Origin of the sequence: Nodosilinea sp. AN01ver1 (assembly GCF_050565655.1) — a bacterium.
Lineage (GTDB): Bacteria > Cyanobacteriota > Cyanobacteriia > Phormidesmidales > Phormidesmidaceae > Nodosilinea.
The window spans coordinates 20,384-43,607 of the sequence record NZ_JBNXVS010000034.1 but is presented as its reverse complement, the minus strand read 5'-3'; the positions used below and the strand labels follow the sequence as shown (position 1 = coordinate 43,607).

The following is a 23,224-nucleotide window of genomic DNA, read 5'->3' as shown; positions in this document are numbered from 1 at the left end:
TCTCTCGGATTGGGACAGATTTAATGCCTGGCCTTGGGAATTTGAATCGTTTGAGTGGGGGTTGTTCAGGCGAACGTTCCTTGTGAGTAAAGCAGAATACGACGAGCGACATCTAGCAGAGTACGGCCCGTGCGCGATGTTAGCTAGGGGTCATACCGACACCAAACGGGCCACAACTTATTAGCCAGCGGTCTAATCGCGGGAAGTGAACGTCTATTGATGGTAAATCAATTAAAGGAGATCCAGCCCCAGGCAGGATCTACCCTAGGAGTGATGCATGGCTCATTTGAAGTAGGGCCTGGTAGCCGCGCCAGCGCCTGGAGGGGCGATCGCTCAAGTGCTCCTGGCCCCCCGTGCCCCAACTCAAGCGGCATCGGCTGCGCCTGCGGGGCGGCATCCGAGCCAGCAGAAAGCCCTGCATAATCAATACGGACTACAGAGCCAGAGCCCACGATACCGTTTTGAACCGAACAGGGCGAGTGACGGGATTCGAACCCGCGAATGGTGGAACCACAATCCACTGCCGTAACCACTTGGCTACACCCGCCGTAATCGCGTTTTTTAATATAGCACCGAAGAGGGGCCTTTACCCGAGAAATCTTCAACTTTTTGGTCGCGGCAGAGTCGAGATATCAGACCTTACAATCAGAACGCGACGAGCTGAACACGCTGGGGGGCGATCGCCCCCTACCTGCCGCCTGTCATCCGGCCGCCGCCAACTCATCCAATGCGGTCAGTTAGGCCGTACTGCGGCTGTGAATCTATGCTCTTTTGCCCATGCCGGTTTCGATCATCATCCCCACCTGGAACGAGGCCGCCTGCCTGGGCCGCACCCTGGGCGTGCTGCAAAACCTCAACCCGCCGCCGCGTGAGATTGTGCTGGTCGACGGCGGCAGCAGCGATCGCACCGTGGCGATCGCTGCTGCCTGGAGCGATCGCCTGCCCCTAACGGTAATTCAGGCCTCGGTTGCGGGGCGATCGGTGCAGATGAATCTGGGGGCGCAGGCGGCTCAGGGCAATATTCTGTGCTTTCTCCACGCCGATACCCTGGTGCCCGACGACCTGGTGACCGTAGTCGAGAGCACCCTGGCCAACCCGACTGTGGCTGGGGGCGGCTTTATCTCGCTGATGGCGGGGCCAAAGGCGACCCGCTGGGGCATCTCGCTGCACAACGCGCTCAAAACCTACTACGCTCCGCTGCTGTTTCGGCCCCATCTATTCTTTGCCCGTGGGCTACGGCTGCTGTTTGGCGACCAGGTGATGTTTTGCCGCCGCGCCGACTTTATTGCCTGCGGCGGTTTCGACCCGGCCCTGCCGATTATGGAAGAAGCCGATCTGTGCCTAAAGCTGTGCCGTCGCGGTCGCCTGCGCCAGCTCAGCCGAGTTGTGCAATCGTCAGACCGGCGGGTGGCCGCCTGGGGAGCGCTCAAGGCCAACGCCATCTACTTAATGATTGGCTTGCTCTGGGGCCTGGGGGTACCCGCTACGGCTTTAAAGCGGTTTTATGAGGAGGTGAGGTGAGGGGTAGGTGGATGGGTAAATGGGTAGATGGGTAGGTGGGTAGTCAAGTGGAGGGTGGATAGGCGGATGGGGCATGGTCACTCACTCACGCACCCACTCACGCACCCACGCACCCACTCACTCACCCCGGCTGCCGATTCAGGCTCCAGTCGTAAGGTAGGTAACGCACCTCGGTCAGGGCCGACGGCGGCGGGCTGAGGTTGAGGTAGGTGCCGATGTAGTCGGGTATGGAGGGGGCAACCCGCAAAAAGTCTGTGCTATACCACTTAAAAATTTTGCTGCAGTAGAGCACCCCGGCGTCGGAGTCGTAGCGCACCTTAGCGGGGTTGTGAATAAAGCGATGGGCGTCGGTTTCAAGCTGGGCCTCGACGATATCGGGCCAGTAGGCTTCGTTGCGCAGAATGGGGCAGCCCTCCGAGGCGCACACCAGGGCAAAGTGAATGCGCGGCTCTTTAAATTGGGGCCTCAGCAGGTCATGTTCCAAATGGTCTAAACTGACAGATTTTTCGTCGAGCGGGTAGAGAGAGCGGTTAAAGAATTGACGGAACGCCAGCCAGTTGGGCAGCCCCAGCACCTTCGGCAAAATTGAGTCGATGGGGTAGCGCTTCAGCACCTGCTGAATGGTGAGGGCGTTGTAGAGGTTGAGCAATAGCGCTAAAGAGTCTTCTGCGGCCAGGCCGTCGAGGGTGTTGGGCAAAGAGGCCAGCCAGACATCCAGGTCAGGCAGGGCCTGCTGCTGCCAGCGGGCGTAGTCGACCCGGCCCTGGTCGTCGACGTAGGTCTGAAGCAAGGTATTCCAGAAGGTAAAATCTAGCACAACCTATCTCCTGCGCCTGCGCATAATGCCTATGTCCCCGATGCGAACCCCGATGCCGCTACGAGCCGTAGCGCAGCCTGTGGCCTGGTGGATGGTCAACCACTGGGTGCGGTGGGCGTTTCCTGGGGTGCCTACCCTTTCTCCCCAAAGTCTCGCAAATTGGTTGAGTCAGGGCAAAGATCCTTTACCCATTCTGCTCGATGTACGCCGAGACGATGAATTTGCGGTTAGCCATCTGCCTGAGTCCTACATCGCCCCGGATCTGGCGGCGGCGCTGGCGCTGGGGCTAGACCCCGATCAGCCCATTGTGGCCTACTGCTCGGTGGGGTATCGATCGGCCCGGCTGGCCGCCCAGCTGCAGGCGGCGGGCTACACCCAGGTGTATAACCTGGCCGGCTCAATATTTCAGTGGGCGAACGAAGGGCGATCGCTCGTCCAATCCGGCCAGCCCACGACAAATGTACATCCCTACAACTCTCGTTGGGAGCTATTGCTCAAGCCGGGGTTAGCCTGCCTGCCAGAGAAACCTGCACCTACGGCCGAGGAAAAGGTCTAAGACGTGAAGGAATTCAGCTAGAGCCAGCCACAATCGATTCCCACTGGGGCAAATCTTCGGGGCGATCGACATCGGTGAGGGGAGGCAGCAGCTCCACGGTGAGGCCCTGAGCCGTGGCGGTGGCAAGGGTCTGGGTCAGCACCTGGTCGGTGCCCCAGGCGATCGCCTCAAACAGGGCTGGCTCTAGCTGCCGCAGACCAATCAGGTAGTAGCCGCCGTCGGTGGCGGGGCCAAGCACCACATCGACTCGGTGCAGCGCGGCGATGGCGGCAGCCAGATGGTCGCAAGTCAGGGCGGGGCAGTCGCTGCCAATGGCGATCGCCCCCGGTCGGCCCAGCGCAAAACTTTGGCTAAAGGCGGCCACCAGGCGATCGCCCAGCCCCCCCTCGGCCTGGGGATAGTAGCTAACCGTATTCCCCAGCCATGCCTGCATCTGCCCCTGGCTGCCGCCCGCAAAATGCACCTCCAGCGCCAGGGGCAGTCGCTGAGCCGCCCCCTGGACCTGAGCCAGCACATGCTCCGTCATTTGTCGCTGTAGAGCCGCTGCCCCCGCTGGCCCCAGGTGCGGAATCAGTCGAGTTTTCGTGCGGCCTGGTTCAGGAAAGCGGGTAAATAGCATCAGGCCAAAGCGGTTGCCCTCTGGCTGCTCGGTAGCCTCAGTCTCTAATTGATTCACGGCGAACCCATGTCTTATGTTTTTGAGGGTTGTTGACGGTGTCACTATACCTGGGCACTGCCGAAGGTGCACCCTACAGACTTTCCTACAGATTTTGGGGGCCAGTCGCGCCAGCGTTAGCTCAGCCCAGGCCCTTCAAGTTATCAACAGGGTGCTCCACTAAAATCGACTGTGTACGAGGTCTGAGCGCCATCTCTCACTAGCGCTAATTAACTACTACAGGGGTACTCCCACCATTAGCGGCTAGGCCTGAGGAGATGATATGGTGGTCCGCAGTCGCCTGGTGGCGGTTGTGCAGCGAGCCTGGGAGGGCCGTCCAGGAGATTCAGGCAGCGGTGGTTGACGAGGTGCGATCGCACCTCCCAGATCACGCCATTCACGATGACATTACTCTGGTTGTACTTAAGGGTCGCGTCTAGCCCTTCCCTTATCTCCTGAGCTCGTTCTCGCTATGACCTGCCCACCTCCTCCACATTCTGGCGCACCCCCGGCGAGCCCGCCAAGGTACCCACAGGCGCTGTAGGAGCCCTAGGCTCAGTTTCTATCGCGTGCCCTCCTATGCGTAGCTTGATCTCGATCCCTGCCGTGACGCCTGACTCTGCCATGATTGAAACCGACGACTATCGCGTTTACTACCCGGCAGATACGGCCACCGTAGTGATGGAGGGATTTCTGCGGCTAAACGGCATCGAGGCCTACCAGCCCGTGATGGATTTGCTGATGACGGCGGCGGCCCACGACCCCTGCACCGTTGACCTACACCAGCTAGAGTTTCTGAATAGCTCTGGCATCAGTATGCTGTCGATGTTTGTGGTCAAAGTGCGCGATCGCGGCACCACCCGCCTGAGCTTTCGCGGGTCTGAGGCGATTCTCTGGCAAACGCGATCGCGCAAAAACTTGAAGCGTCTCATGCCCGACCTGCCCATCGAAATGCTGCGACCTCAGGGCAATGGTGAGTAGGCTCTTCCCCTACTGTCTAACCCCAGGCTCGTTGACACTAGAGGGGTAAAAGAAATGGGCGCAGCCGGACGGCTGCGCCCCTGCATCAGCACCCCCGCTGAGGGGGCACCGGGTAGATGCATTACTGGTTTGGCACGTTGCCGGGACGCACCGTAACGGTTTGCTCGCGGCCATCGCGCTGCAGAGTGAGGGAGAGGTTTTGCCCTACTCGAGAACGCTCTACGGCCTGCTGTACCGCAGCGCTCTCAGTTACGGGCTGGCCCTCGATGGCCACAATCACATCGCCCTCTCGCAGCCCCCCCTGGGCCGCTGGAGAGTTGGGCAAAACGCGACCAATCAGCACCCCTGAGTCGGCTTCAACCGAGAAAGGACGGTTGGGATCGCTGTTGATGTTCTGCTTTAGCTCCGGCGTCAGATTCACCATTTGAATGCCCAGGTAGGCATGCTCAACTCGGCCAGTTTCAATGAGCTGTGAGCTGATGCGCTGCACGGTGTTGATCGGGATGGCAAAGCCCAAGCCCTGCGCCCCCTGAATAATGGCGGTGTTGACGCCAATCACCTCGCCGTTGAGGTTGAGCAGCGGCCCGCCAGAGTTGCCGGGGTTAATGGCGGCATCGGTTTGAATGAAGTCAACCCGCTTGTCGGGCACGCCCACCTCGCGGCTAGAGCGGCTGGTGGCGCTGATGATCCCGGCGGTTACAGTGCTGTCGAGGCCCAGGGGGTTGCCAATCGCGATCGCCCACTCGCCGGGCTGAATCTGGTCTGAGTTACTTATGGCGACGGCGGGCAAATTTTGGGCGTCGATCTTAATCACCGCAACATCGGTCACCGAGTCGGCTCCTATGACCTCGCCTGTGAAACTGCGACCATCGGTCAACGTCACCTGAACCTCGTCGGCCCCGGTGACTACGTGGGCATTGGTAATAATGCGTCCATCGGCGGAGATGATAAAGCCTGAGCCCACGCCCCGCTGTACCTGCTGCTGCTGGGGTACAGGCGCGTTTTCGCCAAAGAACTGGCGAAATATGGGTGGCAGGCTAGTCTGCACCGTGCGAGAAGCATCGATGCGCACCACCGAAGGCTCGACCTCCCGCACAATGTCGGCAATCAGGTTGGGGCTAGACACCGAGGGGGCCACGGCCAGATTATTTTGAATGCCGCTGGGCTGGGGCGCTTGGGCCTCGGCCTCTGGGGTAGCCTGCTCCTCACTGTTGTTCCAGAAGCCGTTGTCCCAAAAGACATCGGTGGCGGTAGGGGCACTGGCACCCGTGGACTGCCCCAGGGAATTCAGGGCCTGGCCTCCGGCAGTGGCGATGCCTGCGCCCATCAGCACCAGGGCCAGCGACTTAGCGGCAGGCCGCAGATTGCGCCCAGACCCGCGCCCAGAATCGCGCTCAGCATTCTGCCTAGAGCCCTGTCTAGAACCATCCCTATTCATTGCTGTTACCTCGTTTGAATCTCGCATGATGTTTACAACAATAAAGTCATGGTATTGCGCAAGGGTGGCAGGTCCATGGCAAAGCTGTGACACTTTGCCGCCGTTGGCTGTGACAATTTGATAGCCAGACTGGCGGTCAATGTTCAGGGTGTAGCGTTCAGGGTGAACGGTTCAGGGTGAACGGTTTACGGTTTGCTCAGAACCCGAAATCTTGCACCGTACACCCTGCATGGCAGTCTCCTACAGTTTGCTCTCTTAATACCTAATATTTGATGCGATCGCGGTCTTTGCCCGGTGCTGCGTGCTTGACCACAAAGTCGATAATTTTGCCCGCCACATCGATATCGGTGGCCGTTTCAATGCCCTCTAACCCCGGTGACGAGTTGACCTCCATCACCACCGGGCCGTGGTTAGAGCGCAGCAGATCGACCCCGGCCACCCGCAGGCCCATCGCCTTGGCGGCCCGAATGGCGGTGCTGCGCTCTTCGGGGGTGAGGCGTACCCGGCTGGCCGAGCCGCCCCGGTGCAGGTTGGAGCGAAACTCGCCGGGGGCACCCTGGCGCTTCATAGCGGCGACCACCTTGTCGCCAATCACAAAGCAGCGAATGTCCATGCCGCCCGCTTCTTTAATGAACTCCTGCACCAGAATGTTGGCGTCGAGGCCGCGAAAGGCCTCGATTACCGACTTGGCCGCCTGCTGAGTTTCGGCCAGCACCACGCCGATGCCCTGGGTGCCTTCGAGCAGCTTGATCACCAGGGGGGCACCGCCGACGATATCCACCAGGCCGTCGATATCTTTGGTGGAGTGGGCAAAGCCCGTCACCGGCAGGCCAATGCCGCGGCGGGCCATGATCTGGAGCGACCTGAGTTTGTCGCGCGACCTGGAAATCGCCATCGAGGTATTGGCCGTAAACACCCCCATAATTTCAAACTGGCGCACCACCGCCGTGCCATAAAAGGTGTTCGACGCCCCAATCCGAGGGATCACCGCGTCAATATCTACTATTGGCTGGCTTTGGTACATCACCTTAGGCTGGTGGGAGGTGATGTTCATGTAGCAGCGCAGATGGTCGATCACCTGCATCTCGTGGCCACGCTCTTCCCCTGCCTGCACCAGTCGCCGGGTTGAGTAGAGGGTGGCATCCCTGGATAAAATCGCAATCTTCATGGGCCTCAGGAGTCATCCTCGGGGGTTAGTTTAGCGGTAATCAGGGGTCAATCGGGCGGTTTGGGCAGGGGTTGCAGGTACGATCGCCCCGGATCGACCAGGTAGCGCCGCCGCACCGCCTGCCGCCCCAGCAGCATACGAAAGCCCATTTCATCGCGATTGGTCAGGGTCAGCTCAATGGTCCACACGGCGCGGCCCACCTGCACCTGAGTTTCGATTACCGGACGCAGCTCCGCCTGCCCCCCCGAGTTGCGCACCTCGCGCTCTTCCAAAAGCACGGCTTCGGCGGTGACCGTAACGTCGTCGTTACGCTGGAGAGGATGGGCCTGAAAGCGCACCATCGCTCTGCCGCCCTGCTCAAACCGCTCCACCGCAAAGGCGTGAAGCGCCGACGATCGCGCCCCAGTATCAATCTTAGCCTTGATGGCCTGAACCCCCAGTCCCGGCAGGGCTACCCATTCTCGCCAGCCGATGATCGCAGCCGATGCAGCACCAGAACTCATACCATCTTTGAGACTACAGTTGGCTCTGACACCATAGCAGGGAGCATACCAGGGCGAAAGAGGGTTTGCTCCTAGGGAGCCGGGGAATCATTTAGCCCGGCCTCGACGGGGGTGGGAGCCGGTTCAGGGGCAGCATCGGGGGCAGCAGGACTGATATCGGCGTTGGGAGCGCTGAGCAGGCTGAGCAGGTAGGGCTCTACCCCCAGCGCGGCGGCAAAGGCGGGCTGCAGGGCGGGCTGAAACCGCTGGTCACCCTCCAGGGTGAGCTTAAAGTAGGCCAGGCCCAGCACCTGCATGTAGGTCCACACCAGCTCGGGACGCGACCCAATCAGCTCGGGCGGAATGGGCAGGGGCTGGTTGCCCGTCGCGATATCGCCAATGGTGGAGAAGTGAGTGCCCTGGCTAATCAGCAGCAGGTAGCGATCGGGCGTGGTGAGCCAGGTAAAGGGCACGAGCTGCTCTGGAAAGGCCGGAGCAACGGTGTCGGCGGTGCCCGCTACCATCATCACCGGCACGTCGATCTGGCCGTAGCCGACGGGCCCAAACAGGACGCTGCCCACTGGGTTCATGATAAATATCGACTTCACTCGGCGATCGACCAGGCTGCTCGGGTTGCCCAGGTTCAGGGCCTGACACTGCAGCAGCAGCGATGGGTTGAAGGACAACGTGCCGGGAGGGCACACCTCGCTCAGACCCGCCAGGTCAAAGCTGGCCCCGGCCAGGGCCAGGGCCGTATAGCCCCCAAACGACTGGCCTACTACCCCCACCCGGTCTAGGTCGAGCTGCCGACGCAGGGGTGAAGGGCTCTGGTTGAGGCGAGCGAGGGTGTTGAGCGTTAGTGACACATCGCGGGGACGCCGCAAAAACTCCTCGGTTTGTACCACCGCGTCTGACTGCCCCGTCAGCAGGGCGTAGAGCTGCTGATCGTTGCTGCCGGGGTGCTCTAGGGTGGCGACAGCAATGCCGCCGCTGGCCAGGTACTCGGCCAGGTAGGTATAGCTATCGCGGGTGCCCCCCAGCCCGTGGGAGATCACCACCAGCGGAAAGCCCTGGGCTGGTCTCCCCCGCTGGCCCGATCGCACCTGGGGTAGGTAAAGCTGTACTGGCCGGGGCAAACCCGGCACTATCACTTGAATTAGATCGAGATCGTACTGACGCTCGCTCTGCACCAGCTGTAGCAGCGCCTCGACATCGACCGGGTTGGCTTCGGCCTCCTGCCGAGCCAGGGTCTGCACCTGCTCAAAGGCTGCCTCGGACTGCAAAATAGCCTCGTTGATCTCGCGGGCGATCGCCAGGCCTGCGGCCAAATCAATCCGGATGGCGACGGTGGGATAGGTTTTGAGCACGTTGAGCAGCGTAAAGCCCGACTCGGGGTTGGCGGCAGCCAAAATCAGCGCCCCCCGCAGGGCCTGTACGTTGGCCTGGCGCACCGGGGTTTGTACCACCCGGCTAATCTGCTCTAGCAGCAGCACGCCCTGCTCGGTGTAGAGAAACTGGGCCACGCCCACCGGGCTGATGGACGCCGGAGTCGTCAGCACTTCCCGCACCTGAGCGAGCTGCTCATCGGAGAGCCGCAGCTGCCGACTGTAGATGCGGAGCTGGGGGGTGAGTTCTCCGGTAGTGGCAAACCGCTCCAGGTCGGCGATCGGAATCGATCGCTCCAGAATGCCGTAGGACACCAGCAGTGCTTCAGCCGCCGATGCCGGGGTCGCCGCTGCCAGCGCACCCAGCACCCCTAGCGCCCACGCCAAACCGCGCCGCCGCCAGGATCGCGAGATCCGCGCTGAAGAGGGTATCAAGGGGTGCCTAGGGACAGGGCCGTTGAGGGTCACAGGGGTACCAGGTGGCTAGCGGAGGGTCGCTACAGGGTGATCGAGAATGTGGTCGAGAAACCCTTCACAGGCATCGAGCAAAAGCTCAATCACGTAGGTAAACCCTTCGGGGCCACCGTAGTAGGGGTCGGGCACCTCGCGATCGGGGTGGGTGCGGCAAAAGTCGCACATCAGCCGCACCTTATCGGCGTGCTGCCGGGCGGGGTCGAGGGCCAAAATGTCGCGATAGTTCTGGCGGTCCATGGCCAGAATGTAGTCAAAGCGATCGAAGTCAGCGACCTCAAACTGCCGTGCTTGCCCGACCAGATCGATGCCTCTGGCTTTGGCAGCCTGGGTCATGCGGCGATCGGGGCCGTTCCCTACGTGGTAGCTAGCGGTACCTGCCGAGTCGCACACCACCTGCTCACCTAGCTGCCGCTGCGCGATCAGGTGGTTCATGATGTTTTCGGCCGAGGGTGACCGGCAGATGTTGCCCAGGCAGACAAACAAAAGGCGGATGGTCATAGAACTGGAGCCTACATGCCGGGCAGGTTAAGGCCGCCCGTGAGCACTTCCATGCGATCGCGCATAGTGGCCGTCGATTTTTCGTAGGCGTCTTTCATCGCCGCTGCCACCAGGTCAGAGAGCACCTCGGCCCCTTCGTTCAGCGCCTCGGGGGCGATCGTCACGCCCTTGGGCTCCTGGTTGCCGCTCATGGTTACTTTAACCAGCCCACCACCCGACTCGCCTTCAATCTCCATTTGCTCCAGTTCTTCCTGAAGCTGCTTGGCCCCCTCTTGAATCTGCTGGGCTTTTTTGAAGGCTTCGGTCAGCTCCTTCATCTTGCCTAACCCAAACCCAAACCCTTGACCTTGTGACATGGAGTTTCTCTCGAACGTACAGCGTGCTGGTGGCGGCCCAGCGGGTGGCGTCAATCAGCTATACGATTCTAACGCCAAGCGACAAAATCGAAGAGACTAAGTAGGGTTATCTACCCTTGGCCGGGAGCTAAGCTGAACCTTACGCTTTTAATATTAGACGACTCGCTACACCCTTAGCTTCGGACTGCCTGCCGGAGCCTGGCGAGGTCAACCACAATAGCTCTCGGCATAGACCGCGTAACATCATGGGATTTTTTGATTCAGAAATTGTCCAGCAAGAGGCCATGCAGCTGTTTCAGGATTATCAATCGCTGGTGCAGCTCGGGGGCAATTACGGCAAGTTCGACCGCGAGGGCAAGAAAATGTACATTGCCCAAATGGAAGCGATGATGGATCGCTACCACATTTTTATGAAGCGGTTTGAGCTTTCAGAAGACTTTCAGGCCAAAATGACCGTGGAGCAGCTCAAAACCCAGCTGGGTCAGTTTGGCATGACTCCCGATATGATGTTTCAGCAGATGCACCAGACCCTGGAGCGCATGAAGGCTGAAATTGAGGCGTAGAGATTTTGCCCAACAATGGCATGCCAGAGATAGCCGCCGCCCAGGGCGAGGTGCAGCGCTACCGCCAGCGCTTAGACGGCCTGTTGCTCTACGGCGGCGCGTTTCAGACCTCTGTTGGCGCAGCGTTTAGGGCGCTGCTGGAGGCTCTGCAAACGGAGGATGCGGCGCTCAGCCTGAGAGGCTACGCCGCCTGGTTTCAGGCGCTGGCCGATACGGGCGGCAGCTGGGGTACCTACCTACTGCGACAAATTGCCTACGCAGAAAATCCGTTTACGGCCCAGGCCCAGCGCTGGGACTATGGCGATTTGCCCCCGGCCCTAGTCGCCGCCGCTGCCCATGACCTGGAGCAGCTCCAGGCCCTTTACCAGCTCAGCGGTGATCGGGTGGCCGGGTGGGTGCAGGCGATCGCGCGCCTCCCCGAACCCCCGGTAGCCTGGTCTATAGCCGAAAAATCCTCGCCATCGCCGTCGCTGCCGCTGTCCACAGAGACTGCCTGGGCTGAGACTGTCGCCGCGCTGGCCGCGCACTACCGCCGCCACGGTGCGGGTTTGTTTGCCCAGTACCGCGCCTTCAGCTGGCGCGGTGGGGCACTTCAAGGCATTGCTGAACCCGACCCGATCCGCCTCGCTCAGCTCACCGCCTACGAGCACCCGCGTCAGCAGCTGGTGCAGAACACCCTGGCCTTACTCAAAGGCTACCCGGCCCTCAACGTGCTGCTCTACGGCAGTCGGGGCTCGGGCAAATCGTCGCTGGTGAAGGCGTTGGTAAATGAGTATGCGCCCCAGGGCCTGCGCCTGGTGGAGGTAGCTAAGGGCGACTTGCAGGCCCTGCCCGAAATTGTGGGCGATTTGCGATCGCGCCCTCAGAAATTCATTATCTTCGTCGACGACCTCTCCTTTGAGGAGGACGACGACACGTTTAAAGCGCTCAAGGTGGTACTGGAGGGCAGCACCACCGCTCGCCCCGCCAACGTGGTGGTCTACGCCACCTCCAACCGTCGCCACCTGGTGCGGGAGTTCTTTAGCGATCGCCCCCGCCCCAGCGACCAGGACGACGTGCAGGCCTGGGATACGATGCAGGAAAAGCTGTCGTTTAGCGATCGCTTTGGCCTCACCCTTACCTTTGAGCCCGCCGACCAGCCCACCTACCTGACCATCGTGCGGCACCTGGCCCAGCAGGCCAGCATTCCCCTGGCCGATGAGGATCTGACCGCCCGCGCCCTGCAGTGGGCCACCCGCCACAACGGGCGATCGGGCCGCGCCGCGCGCCAGTTTATCGACTGGCTGACGGCAGAACTGGGCTTGACTACCAGGCCACTGTAGGGGCATTAAAAAAGCGATCGCAGCCTGTGCGATCGCTTCAAAACACCACTACCAGTCAAGCCTCAGGCCGCTGGGGGGTTTAGCGCTTTTCGGTACCCTGGTTAGGGGCACCCTCTACCCCAGTGTTGCTGCTGCCGCCTTCGGGCTGCGCTTCGTCTTTACCATCGCCAGCTTCGTACATGCCGGTGTGGCGCTGCATGGGGTCGATGGGGGTGTTGTACCCATCTTGCTCTTCACTGCTGCTCTTAGCCTTGCTTTTATCGTCTGACATAATGGTTGACCTCTCATTAAGGTTGCTTTTATCAGGCTAGGGCGATCGCTGGTTTTCTTAATCCCTCTCTAGAAGGGCGTAGCCCTAACCCAAAAGGCAGACGTTTTCTTTTTTCCTCTACCTCAGGCACCAGAAGGGGGCATCAGAACCAAGGCCTAGAGCGGCACCCGTGATTTTTGGCAAATGGCCGCTGCTCTCAGCGGCGTTACTGGCGATGCGATCGCTCAACTCGGACCAGGTGACATCAGCTGGTTCTGTATCAATAGTTCTGCATCGACAAGTAGATCCCAGGATGAGGACAGAAATTGGCAAAGGGGATTAAGTATTTCTGAGACTTAATCCCCTTTGCTAAGACTGCCGCTATGCTTGTTTCCATCGGCAAAGCAGCCCAAGAGTGTTCCTACTGACGTGTTTCAGCTGAACCTTGAGCCCAGGTTGTATGACAACGGGCCTGACGGGCTGGGTTTGCAACCTTAAAGGGCAGGTTTACTGAAATGGAACGCTCTAAGTGCTTTCCCAAACTGGGGTGATCACCATGCCTAAATACACCGTTGATGACGTTCTTGAGATTGTCGGCAGTCTGAGTGTCGAAGAAAAGGCAGCCCTCAAATCGCGGCTGAGTACCGTACTAGACACGGCGACGCCAGTGGCCAGCACCCAGCAAAGCCGATCGATGACCGTGGGCGGCAACTTTCAGGTGGGCGGCAGCGGCGTCACCGTCGACATGAGCCAGCAGCAGACCGTGGGCAATCGCACCACAGGCTCCCCCCCCGGTGATGCCGAGACTACCCAGGCTTTGCTACAGGCCCTAGCTGCTCTGCAACAGCAGGTCATCAATTCTGCCCACCTAAACCAAATTGAGAAGGCGACCGCTAAGGTGCCTATCACCACGCTGGCCACCGAGCTAGACAAAGAAAAACCCGACAAAGATTTGATCGATCAGTCGGTAGAGGCCCTGCGCAAGGGGCTGGCTGGGGTAGAAACCCTGGCTGAGCCGGTCATGCGGGTAGCGGGTCTGGTGGCCAAAGCCGTGGTGCTGCTGTGAGCACGCCCGAGGCCGAACCGGAGCGCAAACCGGCGTCCTCGTCCCAGGCCCAGGATGTGGCGATTGGGGGCAATTTTCAGGTCGATGGCGCGGGCAACCGGGTCGATTTTTCGCAGACCACCATCGATCAGTCCCACGCGCAGATTACCCACATCACCCAGGTGGCCTTTGACCAAGTCAAAGCCCGGCCCCTAAACCCGCGATCGCCCTACATTGGCCTGCGCAAGTTTGAGGTGCGCGATCGCGATCTGTTCTTTGGCCGCGATCGCATCATTGCCCACCTGCAAGAGCGCCTGCAAGACCACTTTTTACTGGTGCTAGGGGCCTCGGGCAGCGGCAAATCCTCGCTAATTCGAGCCGGGCTGATACCCCAACTGGCCCAGCAGCGGGGCGGTGGCTTTCGAGAGCTGATCTGCACCCCCGATCGCAATCCCTTCGAGTCGTTTCGGGCCAGCCTGACCAGCGCTGGCTACCGCCAGTCGGAGACGGAGTTTTTACTGGCAGGTCGGCCCGACAGCCTGCTGAAGGCCGCTCAAACGGTTAGGGCTGACGACGACGAATGGCTGATTTTTATCGACCAGTTTGAGGAACTGTTTACCCTCTGCTCCGACGGGCTGATTCGCCAGCGCTTTATTGACGCGCTGGTGACCTTGGTCGGGGCCAGGTTGCCTGCGGTCGATCTCGTGGTGGCCATGCGGGCCGATTTCCTCGATCGCCTCAGCGCCTACCCCAGCCTCAGCGGCATTTTGCAGCGATCGGAGCTGATTACTGACCTGGGCGACGACGAACTGCGCCTGGCTATTGAGCAGCCCGCCGCCCACCACGGGGTAATCTTTGAGCCTGACCTGGTAGCAGAAATTATCCAGGGGTTAAAGGGGCGAAACGCCACTGGCGAAGCCGAGCGAATTTCGCTGCCGCTGTTGCAGTACACCCTCAAGCTGCTGTGGGAGAGCAGCGGCGATCTGGGCGATCGCATTCTGCGCACCAGCACCTACCGCCAGATCGGCGGCGTGCGCGGTGCCCTCCAGCGGCGGGTTGACGAGATTTACAACGGCTTTTCTGTCGATGAGCAACAGGTCGCCAAGCACATCTTTTTACAGCTCGTTGACACCACCACCGCCGATGTGGGCACCACCGCCGTGGGCAAAGCCGTCAGCCGCCGCGCTACCCTCACCGAGTTTCGCGACCCGACCGAGCAAAAGGTGCTGCAGCAGCTGATTAACGCGAGTCTGCTGGTCAGCGATCGCCCCAGCCCCGACAGCAGTGCCGTAGTCGAGCTGGCCCACGAAACCCTGATCGACTCCTGGGATACCCTCAAGCGCTGGATCGAAGAAAGCAAACCTCTCATTCGCCTGCGCAACCAGCTCAAGGACGACGCTATTCGCTGGCACGATCTGCACCAGCAAACCTCAGCCCAGGCAGAGGCCGAACTGTGGCAGGGCAGCAAACTGCAGTGGTTGATGGCTCAAAAGCAGGAGTTGCGCGATCGCTTTGGCAATTTCTGTGCCGAAGAAACCGCCTTTATTCAGGCTAGCGAAGCCCTCGCCGATCGCGAGCACCGCCGCGAAGTGCAGCGCCTGCGCCGCACCATTGCCGGGGTTGGCATCGCCCTGGCTACCGTCAGCGGCCTGGCCTTTCTCGCCCTAACCCAGTGGATTCGAGCTGAGCAGGGCCAGATCAAAGCCCTGACCCAAACCACCAAAGCCGAATTTACCGTCAACCGCGATACGCTAACTCCGCTTTTGACGGCGTTAGACGCTGGCACTCGCCTACAGCGCATACCGGCCTTTCTGCGCCCCCCCGTCCTTCAAGCCGATGTCATGACCGCCCTAGCCCAGGGCGTCTACTGGGTGCGCGAAAAAAACCGCCTACAAGGCCACGGAGACTTGGTAGATGCGGTTGCCTTCAACCCAGAGGACAACACCCTGGCTACCGCTAGTCACGATGGCAGCGTAAAGCTGTGGAGCAGCAGTGGGCAGCCCTTGCCCGCAGAGCTAGGCCACGACGATCGCGTGCTAGGTGTGGCCTTTAGCCATGATGGCCAGATGATAGCTAGCTCTAGTGCCGATGGAGTTGTCAAACTTTGGACAAAGGAAGGTCAGCCGATCGGCGCACCGATTCCTGCCCACGGTGACTTTGCCTATAGTGTGCGATTCAATCCAGTCATTGATATTTTGGCTTCAGCTGGCGCAGATGGCGAGGTTAAGCTTTGGACATTTCAGGGGGAGCGCAAACGCTTCTTTACTGCTCACCAAGACGACATCCGCGAAGTAGACTTTAGCGCTGACGGTCTCACCATTGCCACCGCTAGTGACGATGGCACGGTAGGTCTTTGGGATCTCTTTGGCAAAGCTAAGGCAGGTAGTCCCTTAACCGGGCATCAGGCTGGCGTTAACAGCGTCCGGTTCAGCCCTGATCGGCAATGGCTGGCTTCCGGCAGCGATGACGGCAGCGTGCGGCTGTGGACCGCCGCCGGAGAATTCGTCAGAGCCCTAACCTCCAGCGATGGTGCGGGAGTTTGGCGGGTGGCCTTTAGCCCCGACAGTCAATACATTGCTACAGCCCTCGACAGCGGCGCAGTTGAGATTTGGGATGCCACCAGCGGCGATCGATTAGCTACGCTAAAAGGCCATACTGCTAGGGTTAAAGGCATTGACTTTAGCCCCGATGGTCGTTTTCTTGCCTCCGCCAGCGCTGATCAAACCGTCAAGCTATGGCAGTTTGACTATGGTTCTAGGCTTACCGTCCTTGAGCCATCGCCAGCTGATCTGAGCGGAGTCAGCAACTTAGACGTGAGTGCAGCCCAGCCCTGGTTAGCAGCCTCTAGATACGATAGTAAGGTTGCCCTGTGGCCGCTTGACGGCTCTAACCGACTAGCTCCAACCTATTTAGAGCATTTTGGCAAGTACGGCACTAGCGTCAGCTTTAGTCCTGATGGTCAATACCTTGTCAGTGCAGATTTAGATAACAGCATTAGCCTCTGGTCCTTGGGTAACCCAACCCCTGGATCTGCCGAGCGACCTCCTCAGCTCATTTCTGATGCCCACAGCGACGGTGTCTATGGCGTAAGCTTTAGCCCCCAGGGCAGCTTGTTTGCCTCTGCGGGCGGCGATCAATTAGTCAAGATTTGGGATAGCTCAAACCTCAGCAAGGCACCTAAGGTTCTCACGGGCCATCAAGATTCGGTGAATCGAGTGCAGTTTAGCCCTAGTGGCGAGCAGCTAATTAGTGTTGGTGAAGACAGCAAAGCCATTCTTTGGAATGTAGAAACGGGTAAACCGATCGCTGAGTTAATCGCCCATACGGCTCCTATATGGGGCGTTGCATTTAATCGGCAAGGGAATGCGATCGCAACGGCCAGTGCCGATCGCACCGTAAACCTGTGGAGTAGCGACGGAAGACCGCTTAAAACCCTCAGAGGCCATAGCAATATCGTCACGGATGTTCAATTCAGCAATGACGACTCACTTCTCTTTAGCGCCAGTGAAGATAGAACGATCAAGGTCTGGCGTGATGGACAACTTATGGCCACCCTAGTCGGTCATAGCGAAGGAATTAATGCTCTCAGCCTAAAGAACTCTACGCTTATATCTGGTAGCGCCGATGGTGAAATAATTCTGTGGAACACTGATTTGCTCAGCTTGACAAGCATGTTGAGAGAAGGATGCGCTTGGGCAGAACAATACTTGCAAAATCAGACTGAAACGATTAATCCCTGCAAAAACCTAAAGATTTAGAGATATTTCTTGGAGAAGTGGCATGCCTATCCCGAACCAGGAGCCAAACTGGAAAGAGAAAGGGTTTGGATGGATTCCAGACCTGCCGGATATTACCGATCCTAGCCTTCCGACCGCACTAAACAATGAAATACGAGTTTTAACTCAAGAGGGTGTCAGCCATATAGAGGAGATTACTAACGACGTAATTGACTTAATTCAAAATGGTGATTTGCTTAAGGAAGATCAAATTACTCAGATTGAAAAAATTAGGCAAAAATTGCTAGGTGAAACATTTTTCCCGTCAATAAGAGTTTACAAAAATCTTAGAAAAGGAGTGCCACCTTCCAAGCAACTTCTACAGCTTAAACAGGCTCTTTATTTTATTTATTCAACAGCAGAATATGAGTTCAAGGAAAAGCTCAGAAAAGCCTATGGTTTTTCTGGAGATGAAGGTGCTGCTGCCACGAGCGTAAGGTTTATTCAATGGCTTCAGGAACCAAACTTTGACAATCAACTTGAAGAACTCGTGAAAACTTTTCAGCGGGAAGCAAATGAGCTTGACGATGGTATTGTTGGTCCTAAAACCTATGCAAAGCTTAGGCTATTTCTTTCTGGCAAGAAAAACAGGTCCATCAACGTTCATCTGCTGTGTCCGTCTACACTAATTCCTAATGAGGTTTTAGAAGAAATCTTTGATCATTTAGTTGATTTATGGATTTGTGGAAAATTCAGGCTGGCCATTAAGGAAGCCTTCAAAGCCTTCTGTAGGTCTAGATTGAATCAGCTGCAATATATACAATCTGAAGTAATTCAGACTGCTCAACTTGAACTAGAAGATTTTTCTCAAAAAGAACTGGCTAAGATCAGGCGAGATAAAAATTTCGGCTTCAAGCAAGGTGAGCATCAAAATCTCCTTGAGGCGTTAGATGCTGTTAAGGATAGGCTCATTCAAAAAAGTGAGGACTTTGATGCCTCCCTATCGGTGCCGATGCGAGATGAATTAGAAGCGATGCTGGCCGGGGATGAGAAAAGATTAAAAGAAACTCTGGCCGGAGATGAGAAGAGATTAAAAGAAATGCTGGCTGGTGGCAAAGCAGGATTCCAGTCAAGTTTCATTGTGAACTCCAGCAGTAAATTTATCGAACAATTTGGAAAATGGTTTTATGTAATTGAGCCTTTAGCATCTGCCTTCCTACAGATTTTGTCTCCCTTGGCCAAGTTTGACAACTTTAAACAAGCTGTCGAAGCTGGGTTTATGCGATTAGAAAATTTTTCCCAACTGCATAAGCTCGAGAACTTCTCTAAAGTAACAGCTTATAAAACTCTTTTCTCAAGTTACTCTCCTGACTATCTCTCTGACCAGATTGAGGTGCTTGATGAGCTCAGGGTAAGCGTTTCCGAGCTGTTTTTAGAGGCACTCATAAAAATTGATCGGACCAGGAAGGAAGCGTTAAGAAGAAAGAGTGAGGATTTTGAATCTTTTTCTTTCTTTGATTTTCTTGAGGATATTTTACACTGTCAATATGGTATTTCGCTTCAAGATTACGAACACAGCTTAGGCTCTCATCTCAAAGAAAAATCAAATTTAGAATCTCTGATTACTGCCAAAAAAGAAATATTTGAGATTGATAACCGTTCCTTTAGTGAAAGGCAAAAGGACTCGACAAAACAGAGTTCCCGAGATGACAGTGTTCTCTTCTTAGAGCCAGTAACTCTTCAGCTGCCAATTCACGCCAGATTGTTGAAAGAAATTCCCTATGATAGTGATCCTGAAGCTACCTTCCACTTTTTCTTGCCGGGTAGCATTGACTTGAGCTATTGGTGTCCCCCGGTCAAAGATCAAGGCAGATTAAATGCTTGTACGGCTTTCGCAGGCATTGCTTTGCTAGAGTATTTTGCTCAACGACGATATGGAAGATACATTGGCCTTTCACCTCGTTTTTTATACAAGGTATCCCGTAATCTAATGAGCCGAGCTGGCGATCTAGGAGCATCTGTGCGTCAAACCATGAAAGTGCTAGTGTTGTTTGGCGTTCCACCTGAAGAGGTTTGGCCCTGGAAAGCAGAGGATTTTAACGAAGAACCTCCAGCCTTCTGCTATGCCTATGCCCAAAGTTTTCAATCTCTAAAATACTTTCGTTTAGACGCTGCCAATCTGGCTCCTCAAGACGGACAAATGGACTCTCGGGAGCTGTTGCTATTTCAAATCAAAGCTGTGCTGGCCGCAGGTATGCCCTGCATGTTTGGGTTCACAGTCTATAGCTCCTTCTATAAAGAAAAAAATATTCGGCGAGGCTATATTGCTTACCCTGGCTCTCGTGATCAGGTCGTTGGTGGTCATGCGGCTGTAGCTGTCGGTTACAACGACTACAAAGCCATTGACCGTGTAGATGGGGAACCTGCCAAGAAAGGGGCAATCTTAATCCGCAATTCTTGGGGAACCGCCTGGGGCGATGGAGGCTATGGCTGGCTGCCCTATGATTATGTTTTGGATGGGTTGACCGCTGATTGGTGGTCACTTCTGAAATCGGAATGGTTTGATGGGGGAGCCTTTGGGCTAGGAGCAGTCGATCCCGGTACTCCCCCCGATAAAACAGAGATAAAGTAAAAAAGACGCGAAAGCACCAATCGAATGAGTGCGTGACACGGCGGCAGACGTTGCCAAAGGCTTATCTTTTTTTCATTACCAGCGTCAGGCCGTCGGCGATGGGCACTAGGCTAGCGACGACGCGATCGTCGTTGTAGATTGCCTCATTTAGGCGACGCAGCGTGTTGGTGCGATTATCAGTTACAGCTGGATCGGCCACCTGTCCCGACCAAAGTACGTTATCTAAGGCAATCAATCCCCCCGGTCGCACTAGCTGTAGCGTTTGCTCATAGTAGGTGGGGTAACCGCTTTTGTCGGCGTCGATAAAGGCAAAGTCAAAGCTGTTGGCTTCTCCAGCTTCGATTAGCTGGGTCAGGGTATCGGTGGCTGGGGCAATGCGCAGGTCAATTTTGTGGGCGACTCCAGCTTTTTCCCAGTAGCGGCGGGCGATCGCCGTATAGTCTTCACTCACATCGCAGGCCACCAGCCTGCCCTCGGGCGGCATCGCCAGCGCTACCCGCAGGGCACTATAGCCGGTAAACACGCCGACTTCTAACGCTTTGGTGACGCCTAAAAGCTGTACCAGCAGCGCCATAAACTGCCCCTGCTCAGGAGCAATCTGCATTTGCGCCATCGGGTGCTGGGCGGTTTCGTGGCGCAGGGCGACCAGCACCTCTGGTTCGTGCACCGAGTGGCTGACCAGGTAGCGGTACAGGCGATCGTCGAGGTTGAGGGTTTGGTTGCTCATTGCCGCAAGAGTAGGTAGAAGGCCGAGGCAAATAGAAAGAAAGTTAGCGGTTTTGCCGGAGTTAAACTAGATTTGCCTTACCATAGCACCGCAGGAATTGAACCTGACTCGGCCACTGGACTCAGCCAGCATGGGGGCCTGGGTGAGGCTAAGTCTTAGGCCCAGGGGAGAATATGGCCATGGACACAGACTCAGTAGTGCAAATTTCGGCCATGACGGGGTGGATTATTGGCGTCAGCCACAGCAAAGATCGAGGTTATCAGTGCTGGATCGTCAATCCCGATTTAGACGTGCTGAGCGATGGTACGTTTTACACCACTAGCAGCGCCGCTATGTCGGCGGGGCGGGCTTTTGTCGAGCGCTATAGCTAGTGCGCTTCCGCCCGCAACTCAGGCAGAAGCAGACTCAGCCGCAAAGCTTTAAGTAGACAAATTGACCAGGCCCGCAGCGATCGCGGTTTCAGCCGCAGGGCTAGTCAGCTGTGCGCGCGATCGCTGGTCGCTGTTGCGCCACACTCACGCCACACCATACCGCTCGCACAGCACCCGTCTCATCTGCTTCATGTTGCCGGGTAGGTCGGTCTTCATCGCCTGCTCAATGAGAAAAGACGGCACTGGAATGGTGGGAGCGGCCTGAACAGAGTAGCTCAGCAGGGTGCCCTGGCTGAAGTCTTGCAGATGCAGGTCGGCGGCAAAGTGAGAAAAGGTGCCCTGCTCCAGGCGAAACTGAATCGCCTCGCAGGTGGTCTCGACCACCTTGAGATAGATCTCGACCTGGGCCGTGAGCAGCATGAACCCCTTGCGCCCGACCTGGTAGAGACGGCGGTAGCGCTGGGTCGCCGTTTTTACCGTTTCGAGTACTTCGCTATGAACAATATTGGGAAAATACTGGGTCCAGCAGCTGTAGTTGGTCACCTGGGGCCAAATTTGCGGCCGCGCTAGGGGCACGTAGATGTGGGCTGTTACCGCTCCACCATCGCGGTTAGTCTGAGATTTGAGCAATACATCCCCCCGCAGTAGGGCGACCTGGTCACCGGGAGAAAACTGGGCCAAAAAACCGTTTACGGGTCTAAATTCGCAGATTGCCTGGGCTTTGCTGACTACCACCGCTCTACTCCTCCTAAGGACGCGACCTGATCTCGATGCTGGGGACCGTGACGACCAGTCTATTGAAGACAAGACTGAAAGCCGGGTTCCCTCAGGCGATCGCAACCCCAACACCATCGGCGGCATGGCTTGCTACCGTAGTAACGCTGGGCTAGTGGGCCAATGCTACCGCTGTGTCGCTGGTTTTTCTATTAAATGCCAGACCGTTCTGAGCCGGGGGAAAGCGGTAGTATCATTACGGTGCTTTTACTAAGGGCATCAGTATTCTCCCGTAGCCTGGTGAAAGCTTTACAAATGGAGACATCGCTGCCATGGGTCGTCGTCGCTACCCGCTGCAACCACTGACCAAGTTATTTTTAGGGGCTCTGGGGCTTACGGCCATCGTGTGGGTTTTACGGGGTTTGTCGGTGCTGGCTTTTTTGCCGGGTCTGGTGATCTGGCTGCTCATCTTGGTCTGCTTTGGCTTGGGCATTGTCAGCAGCCTGCAGCGAATTCGCTAGCAGGTTAACCACGGGCCAGCTGCAGGCCTGAATGTCGGACCCAGCCGCAGCCCTGAGCCACACCCTCCATTGCCGCCGCTGCCGCCACCAGCGGCAGCCCCTAACTGCGGCGATTAATCTTAAACGATTCGAACGATGGGGGCGTTGGGGGCGGCATTCCCCAGGAACGGCTGACGGTGCCTCGGTGACGCAGGGCGCTGAGGTTGACCTGTGCCCCCAGGGGCACCAGCAAAATTAGCCCGTATAGCGCCCCCAGATTGAGGCCCAGGGCCGGCAGCAGCCCATAGGCTAGCGTTTGGCCAGCCAGCCAGGTCACTCCCCAGTACCGCAGCCCTAGCCCAGCGATCCCCAGCAGCAAGACCAGCCGAACGCCCGGCCACAGGGGTAGCCCCGGTGCCCAGCGCCGGGGGGCAAGACGATAGACGACGGCCAGCCCAATGGCGATACTGACCAGCGCGATCGCCCATCGACCCAGCCGCCAAACCTGGGCCATCAGGCCCGGCTGAGGCCCAGCCGCCCCTTCAGTCAGACCCAGCACCAGCCCCGCTAGGGCCAGAGCCAGGAGCGTAACCCCCCAGGGCAAAAGCCGGGTGCGCCAGGTCGCAGGATGGGGGGAGCCAGCGTCATAAACGATGGCCACCAGCTGCATCAGCTTGTGACTACCGGCCACCAGGCACAGCCAGGCTCCTAGGCCCAATAGACCCAGCTCCCAGCGACCCAGAAGGTTGGGGTTGGCCTCTGCAGGGGCGATCGCAAGGCTGGTCTGCACACTGTAGGCCAGCTGCCCTGCCCCCATTGGCAGCGGCAGGGCTCGATGTTGCTCGATGTGCAGCAGGACAAAGCTCAGCCCCAGCAGCCCCAGCAGCCAGAGGAAAGCGATCGCCGCCGCCACCTCAGCCCAGCGCGATCGGGCCGCCTGTAGCCACACCTCTCGCCACAGACGACCGCTGCTGTAAATGGCCAGCCTGCTGGCCCAAACGGCAGGACTAAGGTGATGCAGAAACCGCTTGTTCATGGCCCTTATCTTGCCAT

At 57.7% G+C, this 23,224-nt stretch carries 23 protein-coding genes and 1 tRNA gene; 11 read left to right on the top strand and 13 right to left on the bottom strand.

Translation table 11 applies throughout. The annotated features are described in order from the left end of the window. Window positions 1-474: 474 nt before the first annotated feature. Window positions 475-547 (bottom strand) — tRNA-His (locus tag ACQ4N7_RS21495). A 230-nt stretch (window positions 548-777) separates the two neighbouring features. Here ACQ4N7_RS21495 and ACQ4N7_RS21490 point away from each other — a divergent pair. Further along, entirely contained in the window at window positions 778-1,521 is a 744-nt protein-coding gene (locus tag ACQ4N7_RS21490; RefSeq protein WP_430713536.1) for a TIGR04283 family arsenosugar biosynthesis glycosyltransferase, read from the top strand. 121 nt (window positions 1,522-1,642) lie between these two features. Here the strand turns inward: ACQ4N7_RS21490 and ACQ4N7_RS21485 are convergent, their stop codons facing one another. Continuing rightward, window positions 1,643-2,338, bottom strand: a complete 696-nt coding sequence (locus ACQ4N7_RS21485; RefSeq protein WP_430713535.1) for a DUF547 domain-containing protein — start codon at window positions 2,336-2,338, stop codon at window positions 1,643-1,645. Window positions 2,339-2,369: 31 nt separating this feature from the next. Between ACQ4N7_RS21485 and ACQ4N7_RS21480 the strand changes: the two genes are divergently transcribed. Further along, window positions 2,370-2,894, top strand: coding sequence for a rhodanese-like domain-containing protein (locus ACQ4N7_RS21480; RefSeq protein WP_430713534.1), 525 nt, complete (start codon window positions 2,370-2,372; stop codon window positions 2,892-2,894). A gap of 13 nt (window positions 2,895-2,907) precedes the next feature. On the opposite strand, the gene ACQ4N7_RS21475 is transcribed toward ACQ4N7_RS21480, so the two are convergent. Then, window positions 2,908-3,570, bottom strand: coding sequence for a TIGR04282 family arsenosugar biosynthesis glycosyltransferase (locus tag ACQ4N7_RS21475; RefSeq protein ID WP_430713533.1), 663 nt, complete (start codon window positions 3,568-3,570; stop codon window positions 2,908-2,910). Window positions 3,571-3,827: 257 nt separating this feature from the next. On the opposite strand from ACQ4N7_RS21475, the gene ACQ4N7_RS21470 reads away from it, so the two are divergent. Then, window positions 3,828-3,989 carry a hypothetical protein gene (locus tag ACQ4N7_RS21470; protein ID WP_430713532.1) on the top strand — a complete coding sequence of 54 codons (162 nt, stop codon included), beginning with the start codon at window positions 3,828-3,830 and terminating at the stop codon, window positions 3,987-3,989. 139 nt (window positions 3,990-4,128) lie between these two features. Next, window positions 4,129-4,530: a slr1659 superfamily regulator gene (locus ACQ4N7_RS21465; protein ID WP_430713531.1), complete on the top strand. Its 402-nt coding sequence runs from the start codon at window positions 4,129-4,131 to the stop codon at window positions 4,528-4,530. A 121-nt stretch (window positions 4,531-4,651) separates the two neighbouring features. On the opposite strand, the gene ACQ4N7_RS21460 is transcribed toward ACQ4N7_RS21465, so the two are convergent. From ACQ4N7_RS21460 to ACQ4N7_RS21435, 6 genes are all read right to left on the bottom strand, one after another. Further along, complete coding sequence (locus tag ACQ4N7_RS21460; RefSeq protein ID WP_430713530.1) at window positions 4,652-5,968, bottom strand: HhoA/HhoB/HtrA family serine endopeptidase; 1,317 nt, start codon at window positions 5,966-5,968, stop codon at window positions 4,652-4,654. A 262-nt stretch (window positions 5,969-6,230) separates the two neighbouring features. Beyond that, on the bottom strand, window positions 6,231-7,136 hold the full coding sequence (rimK, locus tag ACQ4N7_RS21455; protein ID WP_430713529.1) for a 30S ribosomal protein S6--L-glutamate ligase: 906 nt from the start codon (window positions 7,134-7,136) through the stop codon (window positions 6,231-6,233). Between the two features lie 47 nt (window positions 7,137-7,183). Next, window positions 7,184-7,639 carry an ATP-dependent zinc protease family protein gene (locus ACQ4N7_RS21450; RefSeq protein ID WP_430713528.1) on the bottom strand — a complete coding sequence of 152 codons (456 nt, stop codon included), beginning with the start codon at window positions 7,637-7,639 and terminating at the stop codon, window positions 7,184-7,186. 71 nt (window positions 7,640-7,710) lie between these two features. Further along, entirely contained in the window at window positions 7,711-9,438 is a 1,728-nt protein-coding gene (locus ACQ4N7_RS21445; protein WP_430713527.1) for an alpha/beta hydrolase, read from the bottom strand. Window positions 9,439-9,486: 48 nt separating this feature from the next. Next, on the bottom strand, window positions 9,487-9,975 hold the full coding sequence (locus ACQ4N7_RS21440) for a low molecular weight protein-tyrosine-phosphatase (protein WP_430713526.1): 489 nt from the start codon (window positions 9,973-9,975) through the stop codon (window positions 9,487-9,489). An 11-nt stretch (window positions 9,976-9,986) separates the two neighbouring features. Beyond that, window positions 9,987-10,331, bottom strand: a complete 345-nt coding sequence (locus tag ACQ4N7_RS21435; RefSeq protein WP_430713525.1) for a YbaB/EbfC family nucleoid-associated protein — start codon at window positions 10,329-10,331, stop codon at window positions 9,987-9,989. Window positions 10,332-10,576: 245 nt separating this feature from the next. Between ACQ4N7_RS21435 and ACQ4N7_RS21430 the strand changes: the two genes are divergently transcribed. Together ACQ4N7_RS21430 and ACQ4N7_RS21425 are read left to right on the top strand one after the other, a co-directional pair. Continuing rightward, window positions 10,577-10,894, top strand: a complete 318-nt coding sequence (locus tag ACQ4N7_RS21430) for a DUF1825 family protein (protein ID WP_430713524.1) — start codon at window positions 10,577-10,579, stop codon at window positions 10,892-10,894. A gap of 20 nt (window positions 10,895-10,914) precedes the next feature. After that, window positions 10,915-12,216, top strand: coding sequence for an ATP-binding protein (locus tag ACQ4N7_RS21425; RefSeq protein ID WP_430713523.1), 1,302 nt, complete (start codon window positions 10,915-10,917; stop codon window positions 12,214-12,216). Window positions 12,217-12,295: 79 nt separating this feature from the next. Here ACQ4N7_RS21425 and ACQ4N7_RS21420 read toward each other — a convergent pair whose 3' ends face one another. Next, window positions 12,296-12,487 carry a hypothetical protein gene (locus tag ACQ4N7_RS21420; RefSeq protein ID WP_430713522.1) on the bottom strand — a complete coding sequence of 64 codons (192 nt, stop codon included), beginning with the start codon at window positions 12,485-12,487 and terminating at the stop codon, window positions 12,296-12,298. 535 nt (window positions 12,488-13,022) lie between these two features. Here ACQ4N7_RS21420 and ACQ4N7_RS21415 point away from each other — a divergent pair. The 3 genes from ACQ4N7_RS21415 to ACQ4N7_RS21405 are packed head-to-tail and all read left to right on the top strand — an operon-like array spanning window position 13,023 to window position 19,859. Then, a complete protein-coding gene (locus ACQ4N7_RS21415) occupies window positions 13,023-13,532 on the top strand; it encodes a hypothetical protein (protein ID WP_430713521.1) in 510 nt (169 codons plus the stop codon). Continuing rightward, window positions 13,529-17,269: a hypothetical protein gene (locus tag ACQ4N7_RS21410; RefSeq protein WP_430713520.1), complete on the top strand. Its 3,741-nt coding sequence runs from the start codon at window positions 13,529-13,531 to the stop codon at window positions 17,267-17,269. Before ACQ4N7_RS21415 ends, ACQ4N7_RS21410 begins: the two co-directional genes overlap by 4 nt. Window positions 17,270-17,291: 22 nt before the next feature. After that, a complete protein-coding gene (locus tag ACQ4N7_RS21405; RefSeq protein WP_430713519.1) occupies window positions 17,292-19,859 on the top strand; it encodes a C1 family peptidase in 2,568 nt (855 codons plus the stop codon). 61 nt (window positions 19,860-19,920) lie between these two features. On the opposite strand, the gene ACQ4N7_RS21400 is transcribed toward ACQ4N7_RS21405, so the two are convergent. Next, the gene (locus tag ACQ4N7_RS21400; RefSeq protein ID WP_430713518.1) at window positions 19,921-20,586 is read right to left on the bottom strand and encodes a class I SAM-dependent methyltransferase; all 666 of its coding nucleotides are present in this window, start codon (window positions 20,584-20,586) and stop codon (window positions 19,921-19,923) included. A 179-nt stretch (window positions 20,587-20,765) separates the two neighbouring features. Here ACQ4N7_RS21400 and ACQ4N7_RS21395 point away from each other — a divergent pair, with 179 nt between their 5' ends. Beyond that, window positions 20,766-20,957 carry a hypothetical protein gene (locus ACQ4N7_RS21395; RefSeq protein WP_035993818.1) on the top strand — a complete coding sequence of 64 codons (192 nt, stop codon included), beginning with the start codon at window positions 20,766-20,768 and terminating at the stop codon, window positions 20,955-20,957. A 144-nt stretch (window positions 20,958-21,101) separates the two neighbouring features. Here the strand turns inward: ACQ4N7_RS21395 and ACQ4N7_RS21390 are convergent, their stop codons facing one another. Continuing rightward, a complete protein-coding gene (locus tag ACQ4N7_RS21390; RefSeq protein ID WP_430713517.1) occupies window positions 21,102-21,692 on the bottom strand; it encodes an SRPBCC family protein in 591 nt (196 codons plus the stop codon). A 311-nt stretch (window positions 21,693-22,003) separates the two neighbouring features. On the opposite strand from ACQ4N7_RS21390, the gene ACQ4N7_RS21385 reads away from it, so the two are divergent. Then, on the top strand, window positions 22,004-22,192 hold the full coding sequence (locus ACQ4N7_RS21385; RefSeq protein WP_430713516.1) for a hypothetical protein: 189 nt from the start codon (window positions 22,004-22,006) through the stop codon (window positions 22,190-22,192). Window positions 22,193-22,292: 100 nt separating this feature from the next. Here ACQ4N7_RS21385 and ACQ4N7_RS21380 read toward each other — a convergent pair whose 3' ends face one another. After that, a complete protein-coding gene (locus ACQ4N7_RS21380; protein ID WP_430713515.1) occupies window positions 22,293-23,207 on the bottom strand; it encodes a YhjD/YihY/BrkB family envelope integrity protein in 915 nt (304 codons plus the stop codon). Window positions 23,208-23,224: the final 17 nt, after the last annotated feature.

Coding starts and splice junctions, on each gene's coding strand:
- ACQ4N7_RS21415 (WP_430713521.1), top strand. CDS start 13,023: ATGCCTAAATACACCGTTGATGACGTTCTTGAGATTGTCGGCAGTCTG.
- ACQ4N7_RS21480 (WP_430713534.1), top strand. CDS start 2,370: ATGTCCCCGATGCGAACCCCGATGCCGCTACGAGCCGTAGCGCAGCCT.
- ACQ4N7_RS21465 (WP_430713531.1), top strand. CDS start 4,129: ATGCGTAGCTTGATCTCGATCCCTGCCGTGACGCCTGACTCTGCCATG.
- ACQ4N7_RS21435 (WP_430713525.1), bottom strand. CDS start 10,331: ATGTCACAAGGTCAAGGGTTTGGGTTTGGGTTAGGCAAGATGAAGGAG.
- rimK (WP_430713529.1), bottom strand. CDS start 7,136: ATGAAGATTGCGATTTTATCCAGGGATGCCACCCTCTACTCAACCCGG.
- ACQ4N7_RS21405 (WP_430713519.1), top strand. CDS start 17,292: ATGCCTATCCCGAACCAGGAGCCAAACTGGAAAGAGAAAGGGTTTGGA.
- ACQ4N7_RS21490 (WP_430713536.1), top strand. CDS start 778: ATGCCGGTTTCGATCATCATCCCCACCTGGAACGAGGCCGCCTGCCTG.
- ACQ4N7_RS21430 (WP_430713524.1), top strand. CDS start 10,577: ATGGGATTTTTTGATTCAGAAATTGTCCAGCAAGAGGCCATGCAGCTG.
- ACQ4N7_RS21440 (WP_430713526.1), bottom strand. CDS start 9,975: ATGACCATCCGCCTTTTGTTTGTCTGCCTGGGCAACATCTGCCGGTCA.
- ACQ4N7_RS21380 (WP_430713515.1), bottom strand. CDS start 23,207: ATGAACAAGCGGTTTCTGCATCACCTTAGTCCTGCCGTTTGGGCCAGC.
- ACQ4N7_RS21395 (WP_035993818.1), top strand. CDS start 20,766: ATGGACACAGACTCAGTAGTGCAAATTTCGGCCATGACGGGGTGGATT.
- ACQ4N7_RS21420 (WP_430713522.1), bottom strand. CDS start 12,487: ATGTCAGACGATAAAAGCAAGGCTAAGAGCAGCAGTGAAGAGCAAGAT.
- ACQ4N7_RS21425 (WP_430713523.1), top strand. CDS start 10,915: ATGCCAGAGATAGCCGCCGCCCAGGGCGAGGTGCAGCGCTACCGCCAG.
- ACQ4N7_RS21450 (WP_430713528.1), bottom strand. CDS start 7,639: ATGAGTTCTGGTGCTGCATCGGCTGCGATCATCGGCTGGCGAGAATGG.
- ACQ4N7_RS21400 (WP_430713518.1), bottom strand. CDS start 20,586: ATGAGCAACCAAACCCTCAACCTCGACGATCGCCTGTACCGCTACCTG.
- ACQ4N7_RS21470 (WP_430713532.1), top strand. CDS start 3,828: ATGATATGGTGGTCCGCAGTCGCCTGGTGGCGGTTGTGCAGCGAGCCT.
- ACQ4N7_RS21460 (WP_430713530.1), bottom strand. CDS start 5,968: ATGAATAGGGATGGTTCTAGACAGGGCTCTAGGCAGAATGCTGAGCGC.
- ACQ4N7_RS21385 (WP_430713516.1), top strand. CDS start 22,004: ATGGGTCGTCGTCGCTACCCGCTGCAACCACTGACCAAGTTATTTTTA.